Annotated in this window: 20 protein-coding genes; 6 read left to right on the top strand and 14 right to left on the bottom strand. The window is 42.8% G+C overall.

Annotated features, from left to right (window positions below; all coding sequences use genetic code 11):
* Positions 1-3: 3 nt before the first annotated feature.
* The 9 genes from alr to CYQ88_RS06540 form a co-directional block, all read right to left on the bottom strand.
* On the bottom strand, positions 4-1,077 hold the full coding sequence (alr, locus tag CYQ88_RS06580) for an alanine racemase (RefSeq protein ID WP_101840562.1): 1,074 nt from the start codon (positions 1,075-1,077) through the stop codon (positions 4-6).
* A gap of 34 nt (positions 1,078-1,111) precedes the next feature.
* Positions 1,112-2,533 carry a replicative DNA helicase gene (gene dnaB / locus CYQ88_RS06575; protein WP_101840561.1) on the bottom strand — a complete coding sequence of 474 codons (1,422 nt, stop codon included), beginning with the start codon at positions 2,531-2,533 and terminating at the stop codon, positions 1,112-1,114.
* A gap of 208 nt (positions 2,534-2,741) precedes the next feature.
* Positions 2,742-3,191 (bottom strand): 50S ribosomal protein L9, encoded by a 450-nt coding sequence (gene rplI / locus CYQ88_RS06570; RefSeq protein WP_101840560.1) that lies wholly within the window; start codon positions 3,189-3,191, stop codon positions 2,742-2,744.
* A gap of 52 nt (positions 3,192-3,243) precedes the next feature.
* On the bottom strand, positions 3,244-4,128 hold the full coding sequence (locus CYQ88_RS06565; protein WP_101840559.1) for a DUF2232 domain-containing protein: 885 nt from the start codon (positions 4,126-4,128) through the stop codon (positions 3,244-3,246).
* Positions 4,129-4,160: 32 nt separating this feature from the next.
* A complete protein-coding gene (gene rpsR / locus CYQ88_RS06560) occupies positions 4,161-4,388 on the bottom strand; it encodes a 30S ribosomal protein S18 (protein WP_101840558.1) in 228 nt (75 codons plus the stop codon).
* A complete protein-coding gene (rpsF, locus tag CYQ88_RS06555) occupies positions 4,388-4,732 on the bottom strand; it encodes a 30S ribosomal protein S6 (protein WP_101840557.1) in 345 nt (114 codons plus the stop codon). Before rpsF ends, rpsR begins: the two co-directional genes overlap by 1 nt.
* Positions 4,733-4,981: 249 nt before the next feature.
* Positions 4,982-5,362 carry a diacylglycerol kinase gene (locus tag CYQ88_RS06550; RefSeq protein ID WP_101840556.1) on the bottom strand — a complete coding sequence of 127 codons (381 nt, stop codon included), beginning with the start codon at positions 5,360-5,362 and terminating at the stop codon, positions 4,982-4,984.
* Entirely contained in the window at positions 5,359-6,690 is a 1,332-nt protein-coding gene (locus tag CYQ88_RS06545) for a UDP-glucose/GDP-mannose dehydrogenase family protein (protein WP_101840555.1), read from the bottom strand. The genes CYQ88_RS06550 and CYQ88_RS06545 overlap by 4 nt, the downstream gene beginning before the upstream one ends.
* A 44-nt stretch (positions 6,691-6,734) precedes the next feature.
* On the bottom strand, positions 6,735-7,571 hold the full coding sequence (locus tag CYQ88_RS06540; protein WP_101840554.1) for a UDP-2,3-diacylglucosamine diphosphatase: 837 nt from the start codon (positions 7,569-7,571) through the stop codon (positions 6,735-6,737).
* A 182-nt stretch (positions 7,572-7,753) separates the two neighbouring features.
* Here CYQ88_RS06540 and CYQ88_RS06535 point away from each other — a divergent pair, with 182 nt between their 5' ends.
* Entirely contained in the window at positions 7,754-8,800 is a 1,047-nt protein-coding gene (locus CYQ88_RS06535) for a glycosyltransferase family 1 protein (RefSeq protein ID WP_101840553.1), read from the top strand.
* A gap of 101 nt (positions 8,801-8,901) precedes the next feature.
* On the top strand, positions 8,902-10,062 hold the full coding sequence (locus CYQ88_RS06530; protein WP_101840552.1) for a glycosyltransferase family 1 protein: 1,161 nt from the start codon (positions 8,902-8,904) through the stop codon (positions 10,060-10,062).
* 73 nt (positions 10,063-10,135) lie between these two features.
* Here the strand turns inward: CYQ88_RS06530 and fldA are convergent, their stop codons facing one another.
* Together fldA and ampD are read right to left on the bottom strand one after the other, a co-directional pair.
* Positions 10,136-10,651, bottom strand: a complete 516-nt coding sequence (gene fldA / locus CYQ88_RS06525; RefSeq protein WP_101840551.1) for a flavodoxin FldA — start codon at positions 10,649-10,651, stop codon at positions 10,136-10,138.
* A 420-nt stretch (positions 10,652-11,071) separates the two neighbouring features.
* Positions 11,072-11,650 (bottom strand): 1,6-anhydro-N-acetylmuramyl-L-alanine amidase AmpD, encoded by a 579-nt coding sequence (gene ampD / locus CYQ88_RS06515; RefSeq protein ID WP_101840549.1) that lies wholly within the window; start codon positions 11,648-11,650, stop codon positions 11,072-11,074.
* A gap of 192 nt (positions 11,651-11,842) precedes the next feature.
* Between ampD and CYQ88_RS06510 the strand changes: the two genes are divergently transcribed.
* The 3 genes from CYQ88_RS06510 to CYQ88_RS06500 are packed head-to-tail and all read left to right on the top strand — an operon-like array spanning position 11,843 to position 15,775.
* Entirely contained in the window at positions 11,843-12,907 is a 1,065-nt protein-coding gene (locus CYQ88_RS06510; RefSeq protein WP_101840548.1) for a GGDEF domain-containing protein, read from the top strand.
* Positions 12,908-12,936: 29 nt separating this feature from the next.
* A complete protein-coding gene (gene nadC, locus CYQ88_RS06505) occupies positions 12,937-13,779 on the top strand; it encodes a carboxylating nicotinate-nucleotide diphosphorylase (protein ID WP_101840547.1) in 843 nt (280 codons plus the stop codon).
* A 16-nt stretch (positions 13,780-13,795) separates the two neighbouring features.
* Positions 13,796-15,775, top strand: a complete 1,980-nt coding sequence (locus tag CYQ88_RS06500) for a monovalent cation:proton antiporter-2 (CPA2) family protein (protein ID WP_101840546.1) — start codon at positions 13,796-13,798, stop codon at positions 15,773-15,775.
* A 16-nt stretch (positions 15,776-15,791) separates the two neighbouring features.
* On the opposite strand, the gene pgeF is transcribed toward CYQ88_RS06500, so the two are convergent.
* Together pgeF and rluD are read right to left on the bottom strand one after the other, a co-directional pair.
* A complete protein-coding gene (gene pgeF, locus CYQ88_RS06495; RefSeq protein ID WP_101840545.1) occupies positions 15,792-16,565 on the bottom strand; it encodes a peptidoglycan editing factor PgeF in 774 nt (257 codons plus the stop codon).
* The gene (gene rluD, locus CYQ88_RS06490) at positions 16,543-17,631 is read right to left on the bottom strand and encodes a 23S rRNA pseudouridine(1911/1915/1917) synthase RluD (protein WP_101840544.1); all 1,089 of its coding nucleotides are present in this window, start codon (positions 17,629-17,631) and stop codon (positions 16,543-16,545) included. The genes pgeF and rluD overlap by 23 nt, the downstream gene beginning before the upstream one ends.
* A gap of 190 nt (positions 17,632-17,821) precedes the next feature.
* On the opposite strand from rluD, the gene CYQ88_RS06485 reads away from it, so the two are divergent.
* Positions 17,822-18,565: an outer membrane protein assembly factor BamD gene (locus CYQ88_RS06485; RefSeq protein WP_101840604.1), complete on the top strand. Its 744-nt coding sequence runs from the start codon at positions 17,822-17,824 to the stop codon at positions 18,563-18,565.
* A gap of 49 nt (positions 18,566-18,614) precedes the next feature.
* Here CYQ88_RS06485 and CYQ88_RS06480 read toward each other — a convergent pair whose 3' ends face one another.
* Positions 18,615-20,258 carry an NAD+ synthase gene (locus CYQ88_RS06480; protein ID WP_101840543.1) on the bottom strand — a complete coding sequence of 548 codons (1,644 nt, stop codon included), beginning with the start codon at positions 20,256-20,258 and terminating at the stop codon, positions 18,615-18,617.
* Positions 20,259-20,266 lie beyond the last annotated feature (8 nt).

Raw genomic sequence — 20,266 nt, 5'->3', positions numbered from 1 at the left:
CGTTTAGGTTTCCTCTACTCTTGGCACCCGCTGGGTGACGCCGCATAATAATTCATAACCAATGGTTCCACTAGCCTGGGCAATGACATCCACACTCAACCCCTTCCCCCACAAAATCACGTCATCACCAATAGCCATTTGATCCGATAATGTGGTGACATCCACGGTAATCATGTCCATCGACACTCGCCCCACTAACGGCACCTGCTGTCCATGAATCAATACCGGCGTGCCGTTTGGTGCATGACGCGGATATCCATCACCATAGCCAATTGCCACCACTGCGATTAAGGTTCTCTGAGTTGCTTGCCAAGTTTGACCGTATCCAACGGCTTCATCGACATCCAACCACTTTAATGCAATGACTTTAGACATCAGTGTCATTACTGGGTGCAGCCCGGCCACCCGCTCATGTGTTGCACTCGCACCATAGAGCATAATGCCTGGACGAACCCAATCTAAGTGACTCTCTGGAAAACGCTGAACCGCTGCAGAATTTGCCAGACTTTTGGCACAAGAAACGGGTGCTGTCACCTCTTGAAAAACACTGAATTGTTGCTGAGTCACTGCCTCAGATTCATCCGCAGAAGAGAAGTGCGAAAGGCAATACAGTTGAAATGGCATTTTTAATTGATTCAATTTTTCGAAAACATCGGGTAATGCCTCTGGCAAAAACCCTAACCGATGCATACCGGTATCCACTTTAAGCCAAATATTAAGTGGCGTAGATGTTTGTGCGGCCAATAACCACGATAATTGCAGGTCCGAATGAACCACAAAATCAAATCGATGCTGAATGGCGAGTGCTAATTCAGCTTCTGAAAACAAGCCTTCTAACAAAACAATCCGATGCAGAAAACCCTTTTGCCGAAGTAATATGGCTTCTTCAATACATGCAACACCAAACCCATCCGCTTTACTCAATTGCGCGGCCACCCGTCCAATACCATGACCATAACCATTGGATTTAATAATGGCTAAAATTTTAGACTTAGGCGCATAATGACGAACCACTTGCAGATTTTTTGGCAAGGCGGATAAGTCAATGACCGCTCGAACAGGACGATAAGCACCCATCGTTTAATGACCGCCTTTTACAATATTGAGATGGTTAATAAGGATCATCGGGTACATCAAAGCCTGCATGATTTTCAAATTTGGTATATTGCCCGATAAAGGTCAAGCGAACCGTATCCAAGGCACCATTACGATGTTTGCCTAAAATAATTTCGGCCGTGCCTTTATCATCCGAGTCAGGGTGATAAACTTCATCTCTATAAATAAAAATAATCAAATCCGCATCCTGCTCAATCGCCCCAGATTCACGCAAATCTGCCATTTTGGGGCGCTTATCTGGACGTTGTTCTAGGTTACGACTTAACTGAGACAACGCCACCACGGGAACATCCAATTCTTTGGCAATCGCCTTCAAACCACGAGAAATTTCAGAGATTTCATTCACACGGTTATCGGTATTGGTTGAGCCTCGCATTAATTGCAAGTAATCGATCACAATTAATCCTAATCCAGTCACATGCGCTGCTGGGTCTTCGACCCCTTTTGCTTCGGCTTCTTTAAATTGTTCATCGCGAATATCTTTATCAATCCGCCTGGCTCGAGCACGCAGATCGGTAATCATCAATGCTGGTGTATCATCAATATAGAGATTGGCTGTGCTCAACTGGCCCACGGCGAGATTTAAATTATGCCAGTCCTGATCTTGCAATTTACCGGTCCGAATACGATCAGCTTCAATGCGTCCTAATGAACTAATCATCCTCAACACCAATTGAGAACCTGGCATTTCCATACTAAAAACCGCAACAGGGACACCTTGCAAAGCAATATTCTCTGCCATATTCATCGAGAAGGTGGTTTTCCCCATTGATGGCCGTCCCGCAACAATAATTAGGTCACCCTTTTGCAAACCTGATGTGACCTCATCAAAATCGCTGAACTTGGTTGCCGCACCCGTAATGGTGCCATCAGAATTAAAGCGCTCATCAATGGTGGACAAAGCCTGATTCAACAGGTCACGCATGGTTTGGTAATCACGCTGTTGACTGGAACCATGCTCTGCGATCTGCATGACCTTTGATTCGGCGTAATCAAGCACTTCCCGAATTTCACGGCCTTGCGGAAAATAACTGGCTTCTGAGATTTCATTCGAAGCGGTGATTAATGCCCGTAATATGGATTTTTCCCGCACAATTTCCGCATAGAATTCAATATTGACCGAACCCGGCGTATTGGAAACCAAGTCCACTAAATAGGTCTTGTCTCCCGCATCAACCAGTTTACCGATTGAGTCTAGATGCTCGATCACTGTGACGACATCAAACGGACGACCACGCTCACTAAGCGTTAAAATCGCACCATAAATCAATTGATGCGCTTGGGTATAAAAATCGAATTCTCTTAAGACAACTGAAACGTCAGATAACTTTTCGTTATCCAATAACAAACCACCGATGACAGATTGCTCAGATTCAATTGAATGAGGAGGGGTTTTAAATAAGGCTTCTTGACTCATAGATTCCCATATTAACGGTCACCACATCAGCTATCAAACGTAACCTTCGGCTTATAAATGAATCGAATATTATACGGCCAATAACGAGCAAGATTAAATGAATTGTTAAATCGCTTTCAAAAAAATTGCCACAAATTGACTGGGCACCCATATAAAAAAAGCGAGGACTCGCCTCGCTTTTTACATTGCTAACCGATAGGTTAAAAGCTTATTCAGCAGCTTTCACTTCAACCGTAATTGATGCAATGACATCTGAGTGTAATTCAACATCGAACTCGAAAGTTCCCACAAAGCGCAAAGCGCCTTCTGGCATACGGATGTTTTTACGTTCAACTTCGAAACCAGCGGTTGCTAATGCATCTGCGATATCCGCTGTACCGATTGAACCGAACAACTTCCCTTCATCACCGGCAACCGATTCAATGGTCACAACAGTGCCGTTCATTTGTTCATAAAGCGCCTGAGCAGCAGCTAAAGCTTCAGCAGCTTGCTTCTCTAAGTCTGCACGACGTGCTTCAAACTCGGCAATATTGTCTTTAGTTGCTGGCTTTGCTTTCCCCTGAGGGATTAAGAAATTACGTGCAAATCCAGACTTAACCGTCACCTGATCACCCAGTGTTCCTAGGTTGGCTACTTTTTCAAGTAAAATAACATTCATGGCTAAAACCTCTAAAATTAAATGCTCACCCTAAACTGACCCTTGAGCCATTTTAGGACTGAGACCAACGGTTTCGAATATCCACCCAAGTGTCTATTAAACCGATAGTCGCTAAAATCAATATTGTTTGTGGGAACAAAAATAATAAAACATATAAACCCCCTAACCAAAAACCATTCAGTTGGCGCTTATTGGCCGAGTGGTGTGCAACGGCCAATCCTTGAAACATCAAACCGGCCATCAGCACACTTGATAAATCTTGAACTAGCACAGCTTGGGTAAACAAGCCCAGCAACGCAACCACCACAGCTAAAAAAGCAATGTTTTTAGGTAGCCGAATATCATAAAAATCTGCTTGGAATTGACCTGGGGCATAGAGCTTACTCTGCCACCATCTTCCTAACAAAATGATACTAAACCATAACACCACCACGAACATGGCCAATAGCAGTGTTGCAACCTCTGTCATGCTCTCTAGCATCTGCTGTGGGTAAGCGGTACCGCTTTGCTCAAACACTGGCAACAAGTAGTCTTTAAAAACTTGTTGCCACCAGCTAACGGGGTCACCAACTAACCAGTGAAAGCCGATAACAGCCACCCCAACCATCAACATATTTAAGCTGAGACTTAATGCTAATGAATTGGTTTGTCGCAATACCCAGCTCAACAGCCAAATCGGTAACATATATTCAAAAACAGCAACCCAGCCTGGGAGCATGGAGCCAGCATAATAGCTGGTAACAGCCAGTACTGAGACCATAGCAACAAGGAGAACTTTAAAGCCTTCTTGTACACCGATTCTTAATGTTACCAAGGCAATGATCGCGCCCACTAACACCCCTAACGGGGCAATCCAAACAGTTAAAATGGATAAAATCAGTGTCGCTATGAAGGCCTGTTTGGGACCCCGCATAATAAAATTTGCAACACTTAACATGTATTTATCCTTTGTTCATTCCACAATCAAACTTATTTATGTTGATCTGTATAAGGCAATAATGCCAAATAACGAGCGCGTTTAATCGCTGTAGACAACTGACGCTGATATTTTGCACAGGTTCCAGTAATACGACTTGGAACGATTTTACCTGTTTCTGTGATGTAGCTTCTTAAGGTATCAAGATCTTTATAATCAATCTCTTTAACGCCTTCAACTGTGAAACGACAGAATTTTTTTCTTCCGAAACCTCTAGCCATTACTTATCTCCTCTACGCTTATCTTCTTTCTGAGAAGCCATTACTGAAGGCTCTGTAATTGCTTCTTTACGCTTAATAAACATATTACGTAAAACCGCATCGTTGTAATAAAACAAGTTTTCAAGCTCGCTTAAAGTCGCCTGATCACATTCGATATTCATCAAAATATAATGGGCTTTGTGGACTTTATTGATTAAGTAAGCAAGTTGACGACGACCCCAATCTTCTAGACGGTGAATCGCTCCACCATTTTCTTCGATAAGACCGCGGTAACGCTCTAGCATGGCAGGAACCTGTTCGCTTTGATCAGGGTGCACTAAAAATACGACTTCATAATGACGCATTCATTAATCTCCTTATGGATTTAAAGTAAGCTTCCTGCCTAATCCGATGTGCGGGTTAAGTCAGTGAAGCAAGGAAATTCAGAATTGTTAAGACTGAAAGGCAGGTATTATAACGATTTCTTAATCAGAATCAAATAAAAACAACTGCTTAGAAAAACACGTAACAATTTTGCCGCTTTCAGATTAAATTTTATATAAAAATCCCCCAGGCCTGGTTGATTTTTACGCTTCAAATCAAATACACGTAGTTCAAAATGGGCTTAAATCTAAATAGGAAATAATTAAAGCCCCCCACACCAACACACATAATCCCAACATCACAAACACCGCTGCCGATCCCAGATCCTTCGCCAATCCAGATAGTTCGTGCCACTCCTCGCCTTGTCTATCCACTACCATTTCTATGGCAGTATTGAGCAACTCGACCACCAATAGCATCACGACCGAACCAATTAGTAAAATAAACTCCACCGCATTATTGGACAACCACATCGCTAATGGACTGAGAACTAGTAACAACCCCAGTTCTTGACGAAATGCGGACTCATTTTGATAACAGGCTTTTATCCCCTTCCATGAGTAGCCAGCAGCTTTAAAAATTCTGACAAATCCACGATGCCCTGGTTTCATTTTCCAATAACTCCACGACCGATGCCTTCATAATGCCAGCCCTGTTCTTTCATCCAATGAGGATCATACTGATTACGTCCATCAAACAACGTTTTTTTTGTCAACCGCTCTTCCATTTCAACAAAGTCTGGAGCTTGAAAACTCCGCCACTCCGTAACCAAGATTAAAGCATCCGCATCATTCAACGCAGCGTACTTATCTTGACAAAAATCAATACCGTTAATCCCGTTAAATAACTGCTTAGCTTCATCCATTGCAACTGGATCAAAAACTTGAACTCGAGCACCAACCCTCAGTAAGTCCTGTATTAAATTCAAACTGGGCGCTTCTCGCAGGTCATCGGTATTAGGCTTAAAAGTAAGCCCCCAAACGGCGAATTTAAGGCCTTTTAAATTGGATTCGCTACCATAGTGCCTCGCTAACTTATTGAATAATCGATCCTTCTGTTGTTTATTGACCGCTTCAACCGAGTTTAAAATATCCATGGCATGGCCTTGAGATTGGCCGATATGAATTAAAGCCTTAACATCTTTTGGAAAACAAGAACCGCCATAACCACAGCCGGGATAAATAAAGTGGTAACCAATTCTAGGGTCAGAACCAATGCCTTGACGAACCGATTCAATATCTGCACCTAAATCTTCAGCTAGGTTTGCCAGCTCATTCATAAACGATATTTTGGTTGCCAGTAACGTATTAGCGGCATACTTTGTCAATTCCGCCGAAGGAACATCCATAAACACCATTCGATCATGATTACGATTAAAGGGCGCATAAAGCTGCTTTAGTGTTTCTCTCGCAGCGTCATTATCAACCCCGACAATAATCCGATCCGGTTTCATAAAATCAGTCACCGCCGATCCTTCTTTCAAAAACTCTGGATTTGAAACCACGCTGAACGAGTAAGACATCTCCAGATGAGCCGTCACCGTCTCTTGCACTTTTGGGGCTGTACCAACCGGAACCGTCGACTTGTTAATTAACAGTTTAGGACCATTCATTGCCAGTGCTATTTCTTTTGATACCGCCAATACCTGCTGTAAGTCGGCAGAACCATCTTCACCCGGGGGCGTACCAACTGCAATAAAAATCACATCGGTTTGCTCAACGGCTTGTCGAGCATCAGTGGTAAAAGTTAAATTCCCAACTTGATGATTTCGCTGCACGATAGACTCTAACCCAGGTTCCCAAATCGGAATTTTTCCCTGTGTCAATTGCGCAATAATATCGGAATTATGATCAACACAAATTACGTCATGACCAACCTCTGATAGGCAGGCGCCAGTGACTAAGCCAACATATCCTGTACCAAAAACACTGATTTTCACTCTATTCTCCCCACCTCAACGGCTTGCTTCAAAACAAAAATCGTTTATTGATTGTCATGATTGATTTCCACCCAACGCAGCAACTTCATTTCTCCCGATTGTGTTTCAACAATGGCGGTACAAGACTCTACCCAGTCACCACAATTAAAATAATCTATGCCGTTAATTTCGCGAATCTCAGGATGGTGAATATGACCACAGACCACCCCTTTGTAGCCTTTTTTATGACAATCACCCACCACGGCCTCTTCATAAGCTGAAATAAACGAAACTGCTGATTTGACCTTTTGTTTGATATAAGCAGATAATGACCAGTAGCCCATCCCGAACTTATGACGAATGCGATTGAAGTATCGGTTGGCCACTACCAGTGACTCATATCCCCAATCGCCCAGCACTGCCAACCATTTTTGAGTTTGAATCACACCGTCATACTTATCGCCGTGGACCACTAATAATTTTTCACCGTTGGTGCAGGTATGAACCGCTTCGTCCGTGAGTTTAATATTGCCAAAATCCACGCCAGAATAGCGCCTAAGAAAATCATCATGATTGCCGGTAACAAAGATGACATCTGTGCCACGCTTCGCTTTTGTCAGAATACGTCGAATCACATTGGTATGGGCTTGCGGCCAAAAGATACGTTTTCGTAAACGCCATCCATCAATAATATCGCCTACTAAATACAATTTTTCACATCGGTTATATTTCAAGAATTCGGAGAGAAAGTCAGCCTTAGCCCCTTTTGAACCCAGATGCACATCGGATATAAAAATACTGCGGTAATCACTAAATTGGTGGTTGTTCTCGGCAACAATCAAGTCATCTGCTTCAATGTTTTCCATCCAGTCAGGCATCAAGGCTAAAGGGGTGTCTTTCATCCGGATCATCCAGTCATTTATCAAAAATTTGACCCAGTTTAGCGATCAGAAACGCCGACTAAATGACGCTTTATTGACAATTAAATGACTGATTCTAAAAAGAATATTAATAAGACATTCATATTATTTTCATAAATAACATTTAAGGTTGAAGTTACAAATTCGAATTTAAGGAAGCTCAAATGCAGGACCGTCAGCTACCCATTCAACGGATTACCTTGGTGACCGATGCTTGGAAACCACAGGTCAATGGGGTTGTCACGACCCTGTCACAATTGGTTAATCACTTACAAAGCCAACAAATTGAAGTGGATGTGATTGAGCCGAATAATTATCAGCACCTGCCTCTACCGACCTATCCTGAAATCCCTTTCGTATGGCGAAGCAAGGGATTAGAAAAACGAATATTACAATTTCAACCCCATGCCATTCATATTGCGACTGAAGGCGCTTTAGGCTGGAAAGCAAGGCGCGTTGCAATAAAACACCATTTGCCTTTTACCTCGGCTTACCACACTAAATATCCAGAATACATTCATGCGCGTTTTCCCATTCCTAAGAGTTGGATTTATGCCATTTTGCGACGATTTCACGGTCATTCGGAACGGACACTGGTGCCTGCACCCAGTGTGCTGAATGAATTAAAATCGCAAGGATTTCCAAAAATGGTTTTGATGAGCCGAGGTGTAGACACCAATATTTTCAATCCGCAAGCAAGAACGGACTTAGGCTATAAAACACCCATCTACTTATATGTGGGTCGCATTGCGCCGGAAAAAAATCTCCTCAGTTTTTTGGACTTAAACCTCGTTGGACAAAAAGTGGTGGTTGGAAGAGGACCAGATCTGGCAACGCTAGAAAAAGCTTATCCCGATGTTGATTTTGTTGGACCCAAGTCAGGTGCAGAGTTGGCAAGTTATTACGCTAGTGCAGATGTATTTGTTTTTCCATCGCTAACAGATACTTTTGGCGTTGTAAATTTAGAGGCCATTGCATGTGGCACCCCCGTCGCAGCCTTTCCGGTGACGGGACCCAAAGATATCGTTACCCCGGGTGTGAATGGCTATTTAAATGAAGATTTAGCCATCGCCATTCAGCAAGCGCTTGAACTGAAAACACACCCCAAAAAGATTGCTGAATCCATTCCAACCTATACTTGGCAAGGTGCAACCAAACAATTTTTAAGTCACCTTGCCGTAATTGACCCAACATATTTTAAACAGGATTAATGAATGACCAGGCCTGGTCTTTTTTCCGTCAAAAAGTCTCCATAGGCAACCCATCATTCGCCCTGTATCTTTTCAACAATAATCGATGGATGATAACGATCATGAAAGTTTGCTTATTTACTGATACGCTCGGCGATTTAAATGGTGTTTCTAGATTTATTCAAGATATGGGCGAACAGGCTCATTATAACAGTCAGGCGTCAGAGCATTTTGATTTACAAATCATCACTGCCACCCAAAAACCCATTCCCGATAAGTCTTATATTCATAACTTACCACTGAGATTTAGAGTGGCGATGCCCTTTTATCAAGAATTGGATATCGTCTGGCCCAGCCGCAAGGCGATTACCCAACTTTTACTGCAGCATCAACCTGATAAAGTGCACATTTCAACCCCTGGCCCCTTGGGATGGATAGCCAAGAAAGAGGCAGAGAAACTTAAAATCCCAGTGGTTGGCACTTATCATACCGACTTCCCAGCCTATATACTGGATCTCACCCATTCGAACTGGTTAAAAAAACAAACCGACAAAATAATGGCGAAATTTTACAGACCATTTGAGCATGTTTTTTCGCGTTCTGATGCCTACTTACCCATCATGGAAACTGACATTCAACTGAAAACAAATCAAATTTCAACCCTGCGACCAGGAACTAACTTAGAGCGTTTCAACCCAAAACATCAATCCAATGCCATTTGGAACCAATTTAATTTGTCTGAAAAACGTCTTAAGGTGTTATATGTCGGGCGTATAAATGTTGAAAAAAACATCCCCTTCTTACTCAAAACCTGGCAAGCACTAATGCAAGCTCACCCTATGCTGGAAGCAGATTTGATTTTAGTTGGTGAGGGAAGATTTCGAAAACTCGCAAATCAGTCTCAAGATCACCATGTGCATTTTCTAGGACCGATACAAGGTCAAGCTTTATCAAAGCTCTATGCATCATCCGATATTTTTGTGTTTCCGTCGATAACGGATACTTTAGGACAAGTCATTATGGAAGCACAGGCCAGCGGACTGGGCTGCATAGTATCAGATATTGGTGGCCCTCAGAGCCTAATCAAACACAACGAAACGGGCTGTATTTTAAAAGCGAATGAGCAAAACGTCTGGCAGCAGACTTTATATAATGTCTTAACCGATCAAAATATTTTGCGGCTATGGCAATCTAACAGTCGGCCTCATATCGAAAATTATGATATTGCTCATTCCTTTCAGCAGTTTTGCCAAAAACATCAATCAAGCATCAATCAAGGATAGCCAGCAATAAAAAAACCACCCAGGCCTGGGTGGTTTTAAGAGTGTTTGTTTGGATTTATATACTCTAAAGTTCTTATAATTCCATTTCTTCTTTGATCTGATCAACCCAAGTATCAACACGCTCGGCGGTCATTTCAGGCTGTTGGTCTTCATCAATAGCAAGCCCAACAAAAAATTCGCTATCTTCGGTAATGGCTTTAGATTCATCAAATTCAAAGCCATCCGTTGGCCAATAACCCGCTGGAATCCCACCATTTTCCAATGCAATATCATGCATCATGCCCATTGCATCTAGGAAATACTCGGCGTAATCAGCTTGATCCCCTAACCCAAAACAGGCGAAGGTTTTTCCAGTAAAATCGATTTCTTTAAACTCATCCCAAAAGTCATCCCAACTACTCTGTAACTCGCCATAATACCAAGTCGGTTGACCTAAAATGATCTTGTCATACTTTGCAAAATCATCTGGGCTTGCGGTGGCAATATCATAAACATCAACCAGATCACTGCCGATCTTATCTTTAATCATATCTGCTACGCGTTCAGTGTTGCCCGTGTCAGTGCCGTAGAATAATCCAACTTGACTCATGCTTTACCCTTTATAGTATGTGATGTTTTCTTGTAAAATAAACTCGGTTACAAAGTATACGAAAAACCGCTGGTAATCTCCAGTTGCAATCTGTATTGATTTTGTGCGAATCATATCATGATTTAATTATATTTAATCCATAAAAAATTTTATCGAGCCTAATGAGTAAAACTAATTCCCCTCAACCCATTGACTGCTTCAAGTGCCGATATTTTTTCATCACTTGGGATGAAAGACAGCCAAGAGGATGTAAAGCATTTGGTTTTAAAACCAAGCAGATGCCGAGTGCTGTGGTTTTAGAGAGCTCGGGCCAACCCTGTTTAAAGTTCACACCTAAACCCAACCAAGGAAAATCCTCCTCAAAAAAGGTAGGCTGGATTGCTTAAAGAGAACCCCGTCCCTCGCTGTTTCGTTATCGCTTTACGTTTTTTGAAAAGTCGAATCAATAGCCTGCCATACAAAGTAAGGCCCTGGATCGGTCTTACGTTGAGGCGCGATATCACAATGCCCAACAATCGGCCGCTTTGATAAACTCGGATAAGCGTTTAACAATCCCTCAATGACTTGCTTTAATGTTTGATATTGGCTGGCAGTATAAGGGGTCGTATCGGTTCCTTCCAATTCGATGCCAATTGAAAAGTCATTACATCTTTCTCGTCCTTCAAAACAGGACACGCCGGCATGCCAAGCCCGTTGATTAAAAGGCACAAATTGCGTCAATGCACCCGATCGCTGAATATAAAGATGAGACGATACTTTTAAGTGCGCGATCTCAGCATAATAAAAATCTTCCGTTTCATCGAGTTGATTGGTAAAAAGTTGCTCTACCCCTTTGCCACCAAATTGACCGGGGGGCAAACTAATGCCATGAATCACAATGAGAGATAAGTCCTGTTCATTAGGGCGCTCATCCTGATTGGGACTCGGTACATACCGAACCCCTTGAAAAAGATGATGGTTAAGATCGACAGTAAATAGTTGCGGTTGGAATGAATTCATCAACTCTACTTTTTAATTTCAGAACAATTTAATTAGCCAAAATGATTCAATGAGGGCGCACTTTCGTTAAAAACAAAAGGGTTTAACCAATTCATCTCAAAATCATTTTTATGAATCTTCTATAATAACGAAAGTTTCTATTATTTTGGTTATTTCATCACTGATTCGTACCTAAGAGGCAACCTCCTGCTCATGTTTCACTGGCTACTCGGCAATAAAGACAACCCTTTCCACTATACCCATCATGGGATTCTACTGGGCGGTGTCATTTTGTACCTATCAGCCGGACTATTCAATTTGCAGTTTGAAACAGGTGATCGCAATTTTAGTTACTTTCTAATCGGCATCGTCACCCCCATCCATTTATTCATTTGGTATCGCTCTCGTTTTTACAATCAGTTTGATAGCATGGCAATGGTCTTTATTCTTATTTCGGTAGTGTTAATTATCCCACTTAACTGGTATTTTAATGCAGGGTCTCTCGGACCAAGCTTGATTCTTTCCTTTATCGCCATAACCTATATTCAAACGCTTTTCCATGAAAAACCACGCGTAAAAATGGTCTTTTTTAGTCTATTAACGATTATACCGATGATTCTGCTTCTCATTGAGCCTATAACCCAACAGTGGATTTATCAATACCCTGACGATACCGCAAGACTGCAAGATAACTTGTTTACCTATGTATTATCGATCTGGGTCTGTATTTTAATTATGAATATGATGAGCAAGCGCTACCAACTTGAAAAACAAAAAGCGGAAGAATATGCGCAACAGCTCAAGGTGTTAGCTGAAAGAGATTCTTTAACACAGCTCTATAATCGACAAGCCTTTTCCAAAATATACACTTTAGCGCAACACCGTCATCCGCAGCTGTGTTTAGCCATTTTAGACATTGACCATTTTAAAACCTACAATGATCAGTATGGACATGAAATGGGGGACCAAATTTTAAGAGACTATGCTCAAGGCCTCTCAAAAATCACCGCCGATAAAGGGCAAATGGTATCACGACACGGCGGTGAAGAGTTTTTAGTCTTATTCCCGAGCACTTTGAAACTTGCATACGCCCAACTCAATGAGTTAAATGATTATTTAAATTCACAACAGTCACTAGATAAGCCTATCCAATTTAGTGCTGGGCTCGTTGAAGTCATGCAAAATACCCCCCTGAAAGAAGCCATCCAGCGAGCGGACAAGCTGCTGTATCAAGCCAAAAATTCAGGCCGAAATGCAATTGTGACACCAAACGACTGATGACACTTTAACTATTAAGAAACCAAAAAATGACACAGATAAATTATTTCCAGGATCTAACCGTCAATATTCAAGCCGCTTTGCAAGAAGATATTGGGACAGGCGATTTAACCGCAGATCTAATTCCCCCAACCCAACAATCGTCAGCAACGGTTATCACCAATGAACCCGCCATTATTTGTGGCCGCCCATGGTTTGATGGAGTTATTCGCGCAGTTGACGCTAACATTGAGCTTGATTGGCAGGTGTCTGAAGGGGAAGCGGTGCATGCCGGCAGTGTCATTTGTCACCTTAAAGGGTCAGCTCAATCGATTCTCACCGCAGAACGCAGCGCACTAAACTTTTTACAAACTCTATCCGGCACGGCCACTGCAACGAACCGCTATGTGAAAGCATTAAAAAATGGTTATACTCAATTACTAGACACTCGGAAGACGCTTCCAGGATTAAGACTGGCTCAAAAATATGCGGTCCACTGTGGTGGAGGCACAAACCATCGTATTGGCCTATACGATGCCATTCTCATCAAAGAAAATCATATTATGGCTGCTGGCGGCATCGAACAAGCCGTTAGCCTTGCCAAAAGCCATCACCCAAATAAACTCATAGAAGTTGAAACGGAAAGTCTAGCGGAAGTTGAACAAGCCGTTAAAGCCAAAGCGGATATTATTATGCTAGACAATTTCTCACTAGAAATGATTGAACAAGCTGTAGAATGGGTCAATCACCGCTGTAAATTAGAAGTATCAGGCAATGTTGAGCTGAACGACTTAGCCGAATTGACACAAACGGGTGTTGATTATATTTCGACTGGCGCCATTACAAAACACCTTCATGCCATTGATTTTTCAATGCGATTTCACCTTGAATAGGAATTAGACGACCGTCATGTTTGACCACATACTCCTGAACATTGTTTTCTTACTACTCATTACGGTTGGACTGGTATCCATCTCAAGACGGATTCACCTGCCACCAATTTTAAACTATATCTTGGTTGGTATTATTGTCGGCCCCTTTGGTTTTGCTATCATTCAAAGCGAACAAAGCATCAGCTTTCTCGCTGAATTTGGTGTAGTCTTTTTGCTCTTTGCCATTGGGCTTGAGTTCTCACTCACCCAAATGATTGCCATGCGTAGAATTGTATTTGGTTTTGGCAGCTTTCAGGTTTTCGTCACTGGCTTGTTGGTCTTTCTGGTAGCCTACTTATTTGGACTCTCAATTGAATCCGGCATCGTTATTGCCAGTGCTTTTGCACTCTCATCCACCGCCATCGTCATAAAGCAACTCACTGAACAATCTGAAATTCAAACACGACATGGTCGATCGACCGTTGGCATCTTGATTTTCCAAGATATTATGGCTATTCCGTTATTGATTTTAATCCCCGCACTGGGAAGCGCAACGGGCAATTCGCTCGCTTCGGAATTGGGTCTTGCCTTTTTCAAAGGTGCCATCGTGGTTGTGGTTATGCTATTTGCTGGGCGTTACTTATTACGTCCACTTTTTAATGAAGTGGCAACCTCCAAATCACAGGAATTATTTACCTTAACCGTGCTAACCGTGGTACTGAGTGCTGCTGCCTTTACCGAAGAAATGGGCATATCCATGACGCTCGGCGCTTTTTTAGCCGGTATGATGCTAGGTGAAACCGAATACCGCCACCAAATTGAAGCCGACATTCGCCCCTTCCAAGATATCTTACTGGGGTTATTCTTTATTACCGTTGGTATGATGATTTCTCCTGAACTGATCGGTCAGCACTTTGTCATGATTATTGCGATCGCAATCGGCATTATGCTCCTCAAAGCTTTGGTCATTTTTTTCGTCATGCGCGCTTTTAAGAAGGCGGAAGGAATCAGTCTTCGAACTGCCATCTCACTGTCACAGGTTGGGGAATTTGGGTTAGTACTCCTCACTCTAGCGCTGTCTTACAAGGTGCTAGAAGAACAATTAGGTCAAATTCTGTTAACGGCAGCCGTTATCAGCATGATGTTTACCCCTGTACTCATCAAATTCAATGGCCGGATTGCCAGTCGTCTGTGTAGTAAAAGTTACCAAAATAATTTTTCCGAAATGGAAAATGTCATTCAGGAAGATAGCAAACACCTGTCGAACCATGTCGTGCTATTTGGGTTTGGTCGTGTAGGGCAGACAACAGCGAAATTTTTGGAACAAGCACATGTTCCCTTTGTGGCACTGGATATGGATATTAAACGGGTTAGAGAAGCCCAACAAAGTGGTGAACCGGTCTATTTCGGAGATTCAGCCAAGCACAGTATTATTAAGGCCACCAATATTGAACAAGCCAAAGTCGCAATGATTACCTTTCATGACTATCATGCATCAATTAAAACACTACGCAGCTTGCATGATATCGCCCTCAATATTCCCGTGTTGGTCAGATCGCTTGATGATACTCATATAAATGAACTAACCCAGGCAGGTGCGACTGAGGTAGTTCCGGACACCTTTGAATCGAGCATCATGTTAGCATCCCACCTGCTATTAATGGTGGGCAAGCCCCCCAGCCAGGTTTTGAAACAGACTCGCATGGCACGAGAAGGTCGTTATCACCTGCTCAATGGATTTTACCCTGGAGAATCTGATCATATTCCTTTTGAACATGCTCAACTGGGCGAAGTCATTCAACCCATTCATATTCACGAAGATGCGAATGCGATTGGGAAACGTCTTTCAGAACTACCGGCTGTCGACTTAAAAATCACCATTAAGTCCATTAAACGCGGATCAGTTCGCGGGGATGATCCAGATCCAGGGACGCGTTTACGCTTTGAAGATGTTTTGATTGTGCAAGGATTACCCGAAAATATTAGTAAATTGGAATACAGCATTAACCGAGGCTAACGCGAACCATTTGGCATTAATCAGACTGCTCAATCCAGATTAACGAAGCCATGCGCCCTGTTTGCCCCTCTCGGCGATAGGAATAGAACCACTCGGCTTGATGGTAACTACATAATTGACTCTGAAGAACGCTTGTCACACCACATTGGTTTAACTGAAATTCTGCCAGGCCTGGTAGATTTAGCAACCATTTTCCTGTTGCTGATGACTGGGCAAAGAATGAACGATAGCGCTCATCCACGTCTACAAATTGTTGATGGACTTCCTGACCCACTTCAAAATAGGGCTGGCTAATGGCTGGACCAATCCAAACTTCTAACTGGTCACTGGCGACAGGCAATTGCGACACTGTTTTAATAATAATCTGATTCAAAAGCCCTTTCCAACCCGCATGGATTGCCGCCACTACGGTTCCAGACACATCTCTGACTAATAATGGCAAACAATCTGCTGTCATCACGGCTAGCACCCTATTGTGTTGGTCTGTCCAACTGGCATCCGCTTGGGGTAGAAAAGTTGAGTCAGTGTTTTTCGTGCATTGAATAACACGGTCACTGTGCACTTGATCTAGCCAACAAGGGGAACTGGGCAAAGAAAGACTCGAGATTAACTGCTGACGATTTACAGCCACATCAGGGTACGAATCACCGACATGAGTCGCCAGATTGAATCCGTCATAAGGCGGCTGACTCGCACCTCCCAGCCGGGTTGTGGTGAATGCTTTAATGGAACCAGTAGTTGTCCATTCAGGCTGAATAAACCCTAATTCATTCTGATGGAATATCGGCATCTGTCACCCATTCTACTTCAACACCATGATCCTCATCATAATCATAATCGTCATATCCCATGTCAGAAAGCCTCGATGCTTTAAAATCTTCCACATCATCTCGTAGGATATCAATTAAAGCCAGCATATCGTCCGGCATAGGCACTTTCCATTTCATTGTTTTTTCAGTGATGGGGTGCGTCAAAGAAAGTTGTCCTGCATGCAAAGCTTGGCGTTTGAAGCCTCGTAAATACTCGACAAACTCCGGCATCATTTTTTGCGGAATACGCAATCGTCCGCCATAAACGGGGTCTCCAACTAACGGGAACCCTAAATAGGCCATATGGACACGAATTTGGTGGGTTCGACCGGTTTCTAATTTCACTCGCACATGTGTATGCTCTCGAAATCGCTCCAGAACTCGATAATGAGAAGTCGCTGATTTACCACCAATCTTTAACACGGCCATGCGTTTTCGATCCGTTGGATGACGACCAATCGCTTTAGCAATCGTTCCACCGGAAATCATTTTACCAACGACGATGGCATCATAAACTCGCTCCACAGCATGACGCTGCAATTGTTCCACCAAATGTGTCTGTGCAGGCACGGTCTTGGCAACCACCATCAATCCTGACGTTTCTTTATCCAGCCGGTGAACAATTCCTGCTCTGGGCACTTCTCGAATCGTCTCATAATGATATAACAACGCATTCAACAAAGTTCCATCGGGGTTACCCGCTCCTGGGTGAACCACCAACCCCGCAGGTTTATTGATGACTAAGATATCATCATCTTCATAAACAACATCCAAAGGAATGTCTTGAGCGACAAAATCAACCTCATCTTCCAGCTCAGCGATACAGATAACCTTTTCATCACCAAACACTTTAAAATTAGGTTTAGTTTGAACCTTGGCATCCAAAGTGACATTGCCCGCCTTTACCCAGTCCTGAATACGGGTGCGAGAATAATCACTAAAGGCATCTGCCAAAACAGCATCCAATCTTTTTCCCGCTTTATCGGGGGTAATTCGTGTTTCTAACTCAAGGCGACTCAATCCATACTCCAAAGGGATAAACCCCATAACAATTTTGATTGTCAAAGAATTCTGAAACCCATTTATCTATTTCTCATTTTGACCTATGGTATTATACATTTTTTATTTTTAACGCTCAGAATCTGTCGGATTTAATCAGCTCGAAAGCAACTGTCTATTGAATAGTCAAGGTTATCAAACAGCTTCTCTGAATTTACTTGTTGATATGCATTCATTTATGAAAAAACTGATTACACCACTCCTTCTTATACTGTTGTTTAGCTTGCAAGGTTGTTCACTAGTTGATAAACCTAAGGGAGAATGGGACGCTAAAGATTATTATGAGCATGCATCTGATGCAAAAGAAAATCAAAACTGGGGCCTCGCTATTCGACTCTATGAAGAGTTAAAAGCCTATTATCCCTATGGCAAATATGCTGAACAAGCTTATTTAGATTTGGCTTATGTTTATTATCGTTATGATGAGCCTGAGTCTACGACTCGAGAACTAGAAGACTTTTTAAGACTCTATCCAAAGCATAAAGAGATACCTTACGCCCTATACCTACGTGCGTTAGCGGTCGATTCAATTAATAAAAGCTGGACAGACGAGTGGATAACTGACGCGGCAAGCCGTGATATGAAATCAACTCAGGAAGCCTACAATGCTTACTTAATTCTACTCAATGAATTTCCAAATAGTCAGTTTGCACCCGAAGCACGCAAGCGTTTAATGGTCTTAAACAACCGGTTAGCACGCAACGAACTCAAGGTAGCGCAATATTACTACAAACGCCAAGCTTATTTGGCGGCAGCAAACAGAGCGAAAGCCGTTCTGGAAAGGTTTCCCAAAGCAACGGTCAACATTGAATCACTGGCCTTATTAAAGCAATCCTATGAAAAACTTGGGATGGTTGAGAATGCGAAAAATGCGGATAAAGTCTATCAGCTGAATTCTGGGGCTAAAACCGCGACCCCATAATTTAAAAGTGACATTACCTACGGTTACTTGACCAGCTTCACGCTAAACTTTAGACTTCTGCTAACTCACGATATCGACTCGTAATCGGGTATCGCCGATCTCGACCAAAGGCTCTTGGAGAGATACGAATACCTGGTGCCGCTTGACGTCGTTTATATTCATTACGAGTGATCATCGTCGTCACCCGCTGCACCTCTGTCAAATCAAAGCCAAAAGTAGATACAATTTCTGCTGGACTTTTATCTTCATGAACAAATGCCTGAATAATCACGTCCAACACCGCATAATCTGGCAAGGAATCTTGATCCGTTTGATCCGGACGCAATTCTGCAGAAGGGGCTCGCTCAATGACTCTTTCTGGAATCACCACTCCTAAACTGTTTCGGTAACTTGCCAATCGATACACCCAGGTTTTGGGGACATCTTTCAGCGGAGAAAAGCCGCCTACCATATCCCCATAAAGCGTTGAGTAACCGACCGCAACTTCCGATTTATTACTGGTTGCCAACACCAATTTTCCAGTTTTATTGGATAAAGACATAAGCAATAACCCTCGAATACGGGCCTGCATATTTTCTTCAGTCACATCTTCATCCAAACCGGCAAAAGCATCGGACAGAGCGTCTTCTGAAGCCTTATAAATTGGCTCAATCGGTATAGAGCGATAACTGACCCCCATCGTATGGGCTTGCTGGGCAGCGTCCTCTTCACTAATGGCAGCAGTATAGCGAAATGGCATCATCACGGCTTCGACCTGTTCCGCGCCTAAAGCATCCACTGCCACGGCTAAGGTTAAGGCGGAATCAATCCCCCCAGACAACCCTAATAAAACGCCCTTAAACCCATTTTTGTAAACATAGTCCCTGACCCCCATCACCAACGCTTGGTAGATCCGTGCTTCATTTTCATACAATGGATCTTGAATACCTGGCTGAATGGCAACCGCACCCGCTTGTTTCAAAAGCGAAACTGGAACCAGGCCTGTTTGAAATTCAGGCCCCTGGACCTGTACTTCACCTTCCGCACAGGTTGCAAAAGAGCCTCCATCAAACAGCAGTTCATCTTGCCCGCCCACTTGATTAACATAAATGACTGGGCACTTCACTTCTTCTACACGACGCTTAACTACCTTAATACGGTCTTGGTGCTTTTCTTGAGAAAACGGTGAAGCATTCAAACTTAATAAAACTTCAGCGCCAGCTTTAACGGCTTGATCTGCCGGTGCTAGCTTCCAAATGTCTTCACAAATCAAGAGTCCAAATTTAATGCCTTTGTATTCAACAACACAAGGTAAAGCACCGGAAGCAAAATAGCGTTTTTCATCAAATACACTATAATTTGGCAAATTCTGCTTGATATAACTGGCTTGAATTATGCCATCCTCGATCCAAGCAGCCATATTAAAGCGCTCGCCTAGTTCATCCATCATCGGATAACCCACAACCAGCACCACATCTTTTACTTGTTCACACAACTGAGAAAGCGCCTTTTCAACTTGCTCATACAAGGCGTGGCGAAATAATAAATCTTCTGGCGGGTAGCCCGTTATCGTCATTTCAGGAAAGACGATAATATCGGCTTGATATTGTTGCTTTGCCTGCTGAGCGGTTTCCACAATTAACGCAACATTACCCTCTATATCACCAACAACAGGGTTAATTTGCGCCATAATAATATTGAGCTGCTCAGACATAATGATTC

Origin of the sequence: Hydrogenovibrio sp. SC-1, from assembly GCF_002848135.1 — a bacterium.
Taxonomy (GTDB): Bacteria; Pseudomonadota; Gammaproteobacteria; order Thiomicrospirales; family Thiomicrospiraceae; genus Hydrogenovibrio.
This window is presented reverse-complemented; position numbering and strand designations above follow the sequence as displayed.

What these genes read in the sequence shown, in the direction of transcription:
- alr (WP_101840562.1), bottom strand. Translation starts at nt 1,077, where the DNA reads ATGGGTGCTTATCGTCCTGTTCGAGCGGTCATTGACTTATCCGCCTTG.
- dnaB (WP_101840561.1), bottom strand. Translation starts at nt 2,533, where the DNA reads ATGAGTCAAGAAGCCTTATTTAAAACCCCTCCTCATTCAATTGAATCT.
- rplI (WP_101840560.1), bottom strand. Translation starts at nt 3,191, where the DNA reads ATGAATGTTATTTTACTTGAAAAAGTAGCCAACCTAGGAACACTGGGT.
- CYQ88_RS06565 (WP_101840559.1), bottom strand. Translation starts at nt 4,128, where the DNA reads ATGTTAAGTGTTGCAAATTTTATTATGCGGGGTCCCAAACAGGCCTTC.
- rpsR (WP_101840558.1), bottom strand. Translation starts at nt 4,388, where the DNA reads ATGGCTAGAGGTTTCGGAAGAAAAAAATTCTGTCGTTTCACAGTTGAA.
- rpsF (WP_101840557.1), bottom strand. Translation starts at nt 4,732, where the DNA reads ATGCGTCATTATGAAGTCGTATTTTTAGTGCACCCTGATCAAAGCGAA.
- CYQ88_RS06550 (WP_101840556.1), bottom strand. Translation starts at nt 5,362, where the DNA reads ATGAAACCAGGGCATCGTGGATTTGTCAGAATTTTTAAAGCTGCTGGC.
- CYQ88_RS06540 (WP_101840554.1), bottom strand. Translation starts at nt 7,571, where the DNA reads ATGAAAGACACCCCTTTAGCCTTGATGCCTGACTGGATGGAAAACATT.
- CYQ88_RS06535 (WP_101840553.1), top strand. Translation starts at nt 7,754, where the DNA reads ATGCAGGACCGTCAGCTACCCATTCAACGGATTACCTTGGTGACCGAT.
- CYQ88_RS06530 (WP_101840552.1), top strand. Translation starts at nt 8,902, where the DNA reads ATGAAAGTTTGCTTATTTACTGATACGCTCGGCGATTTAAATGGTGTT.
- fldA (WP_101840551.1), bottom strand. Translation starts at nt 10,651, where the DNA reads ATGAGTCAAGTTGGATTATTCTACGGCACTGACACGGGCAACACTGAA.
- ampD (WP_101840549.1), bottom strand. Translation starts at nt 11,650, where the DNA reads ATGAATTCATTCCAACCGCAACTATTTACTGTCGATCTTAACCATCAT.
- CYQ88_RS06510 (WP_101840548.1), top strand. Translation starts at nt 11,843, where the DNA reads ATGTTTCACTGGCTACTCGGCAATAAAGACAACCCTTTCCACTATACC.
- nadC (WP_101840547.1), top strand. Translation starts at nt 12,937, where the DNA reads ATGACACAGATAAATTATTTCCAGGATCTAACCGTCAATATTCAAGCC.
- CYQ88_RS06500 (WP_101840546.1), top strand. Translation starts at nt 13,796, where the DNA reads ATGTTTGACCACATACTCCTGAACATTGTTTTCTTACTACTCATTACG.
- pgeF (WP_101840545.1), bottom strand. Translation starts at nt 16,565, where the DNA reads ATGCCGATATTCCATCAGAATGAATTAGGGTTTATTCAGCCTGAATGG.
- rluD (WP_101840544.1), bottom strand. Translation starts at nt 17,631, where the DNA reads ATGGGGTTTATCCCTTTGGAGTATGGATTGAGTCGCCTTGAGTTAGAA.
- CYQ88_RS06485 (WP_101840604.1), top strand. Translation starts at nt 17,822, where the DNA reads ATGAAAAAACTGATTACACCACTCCTTCTTATACTGTTGTTTAGCTTG.
- CYQ88_RS06480 (WP_101840543.1), bottom strand. Translation starts at nt 20,258, where the DNA reads ATGTCTGAGCAGCTCAATATTATTATGGCGCAAATTAACCCTGTTGTT.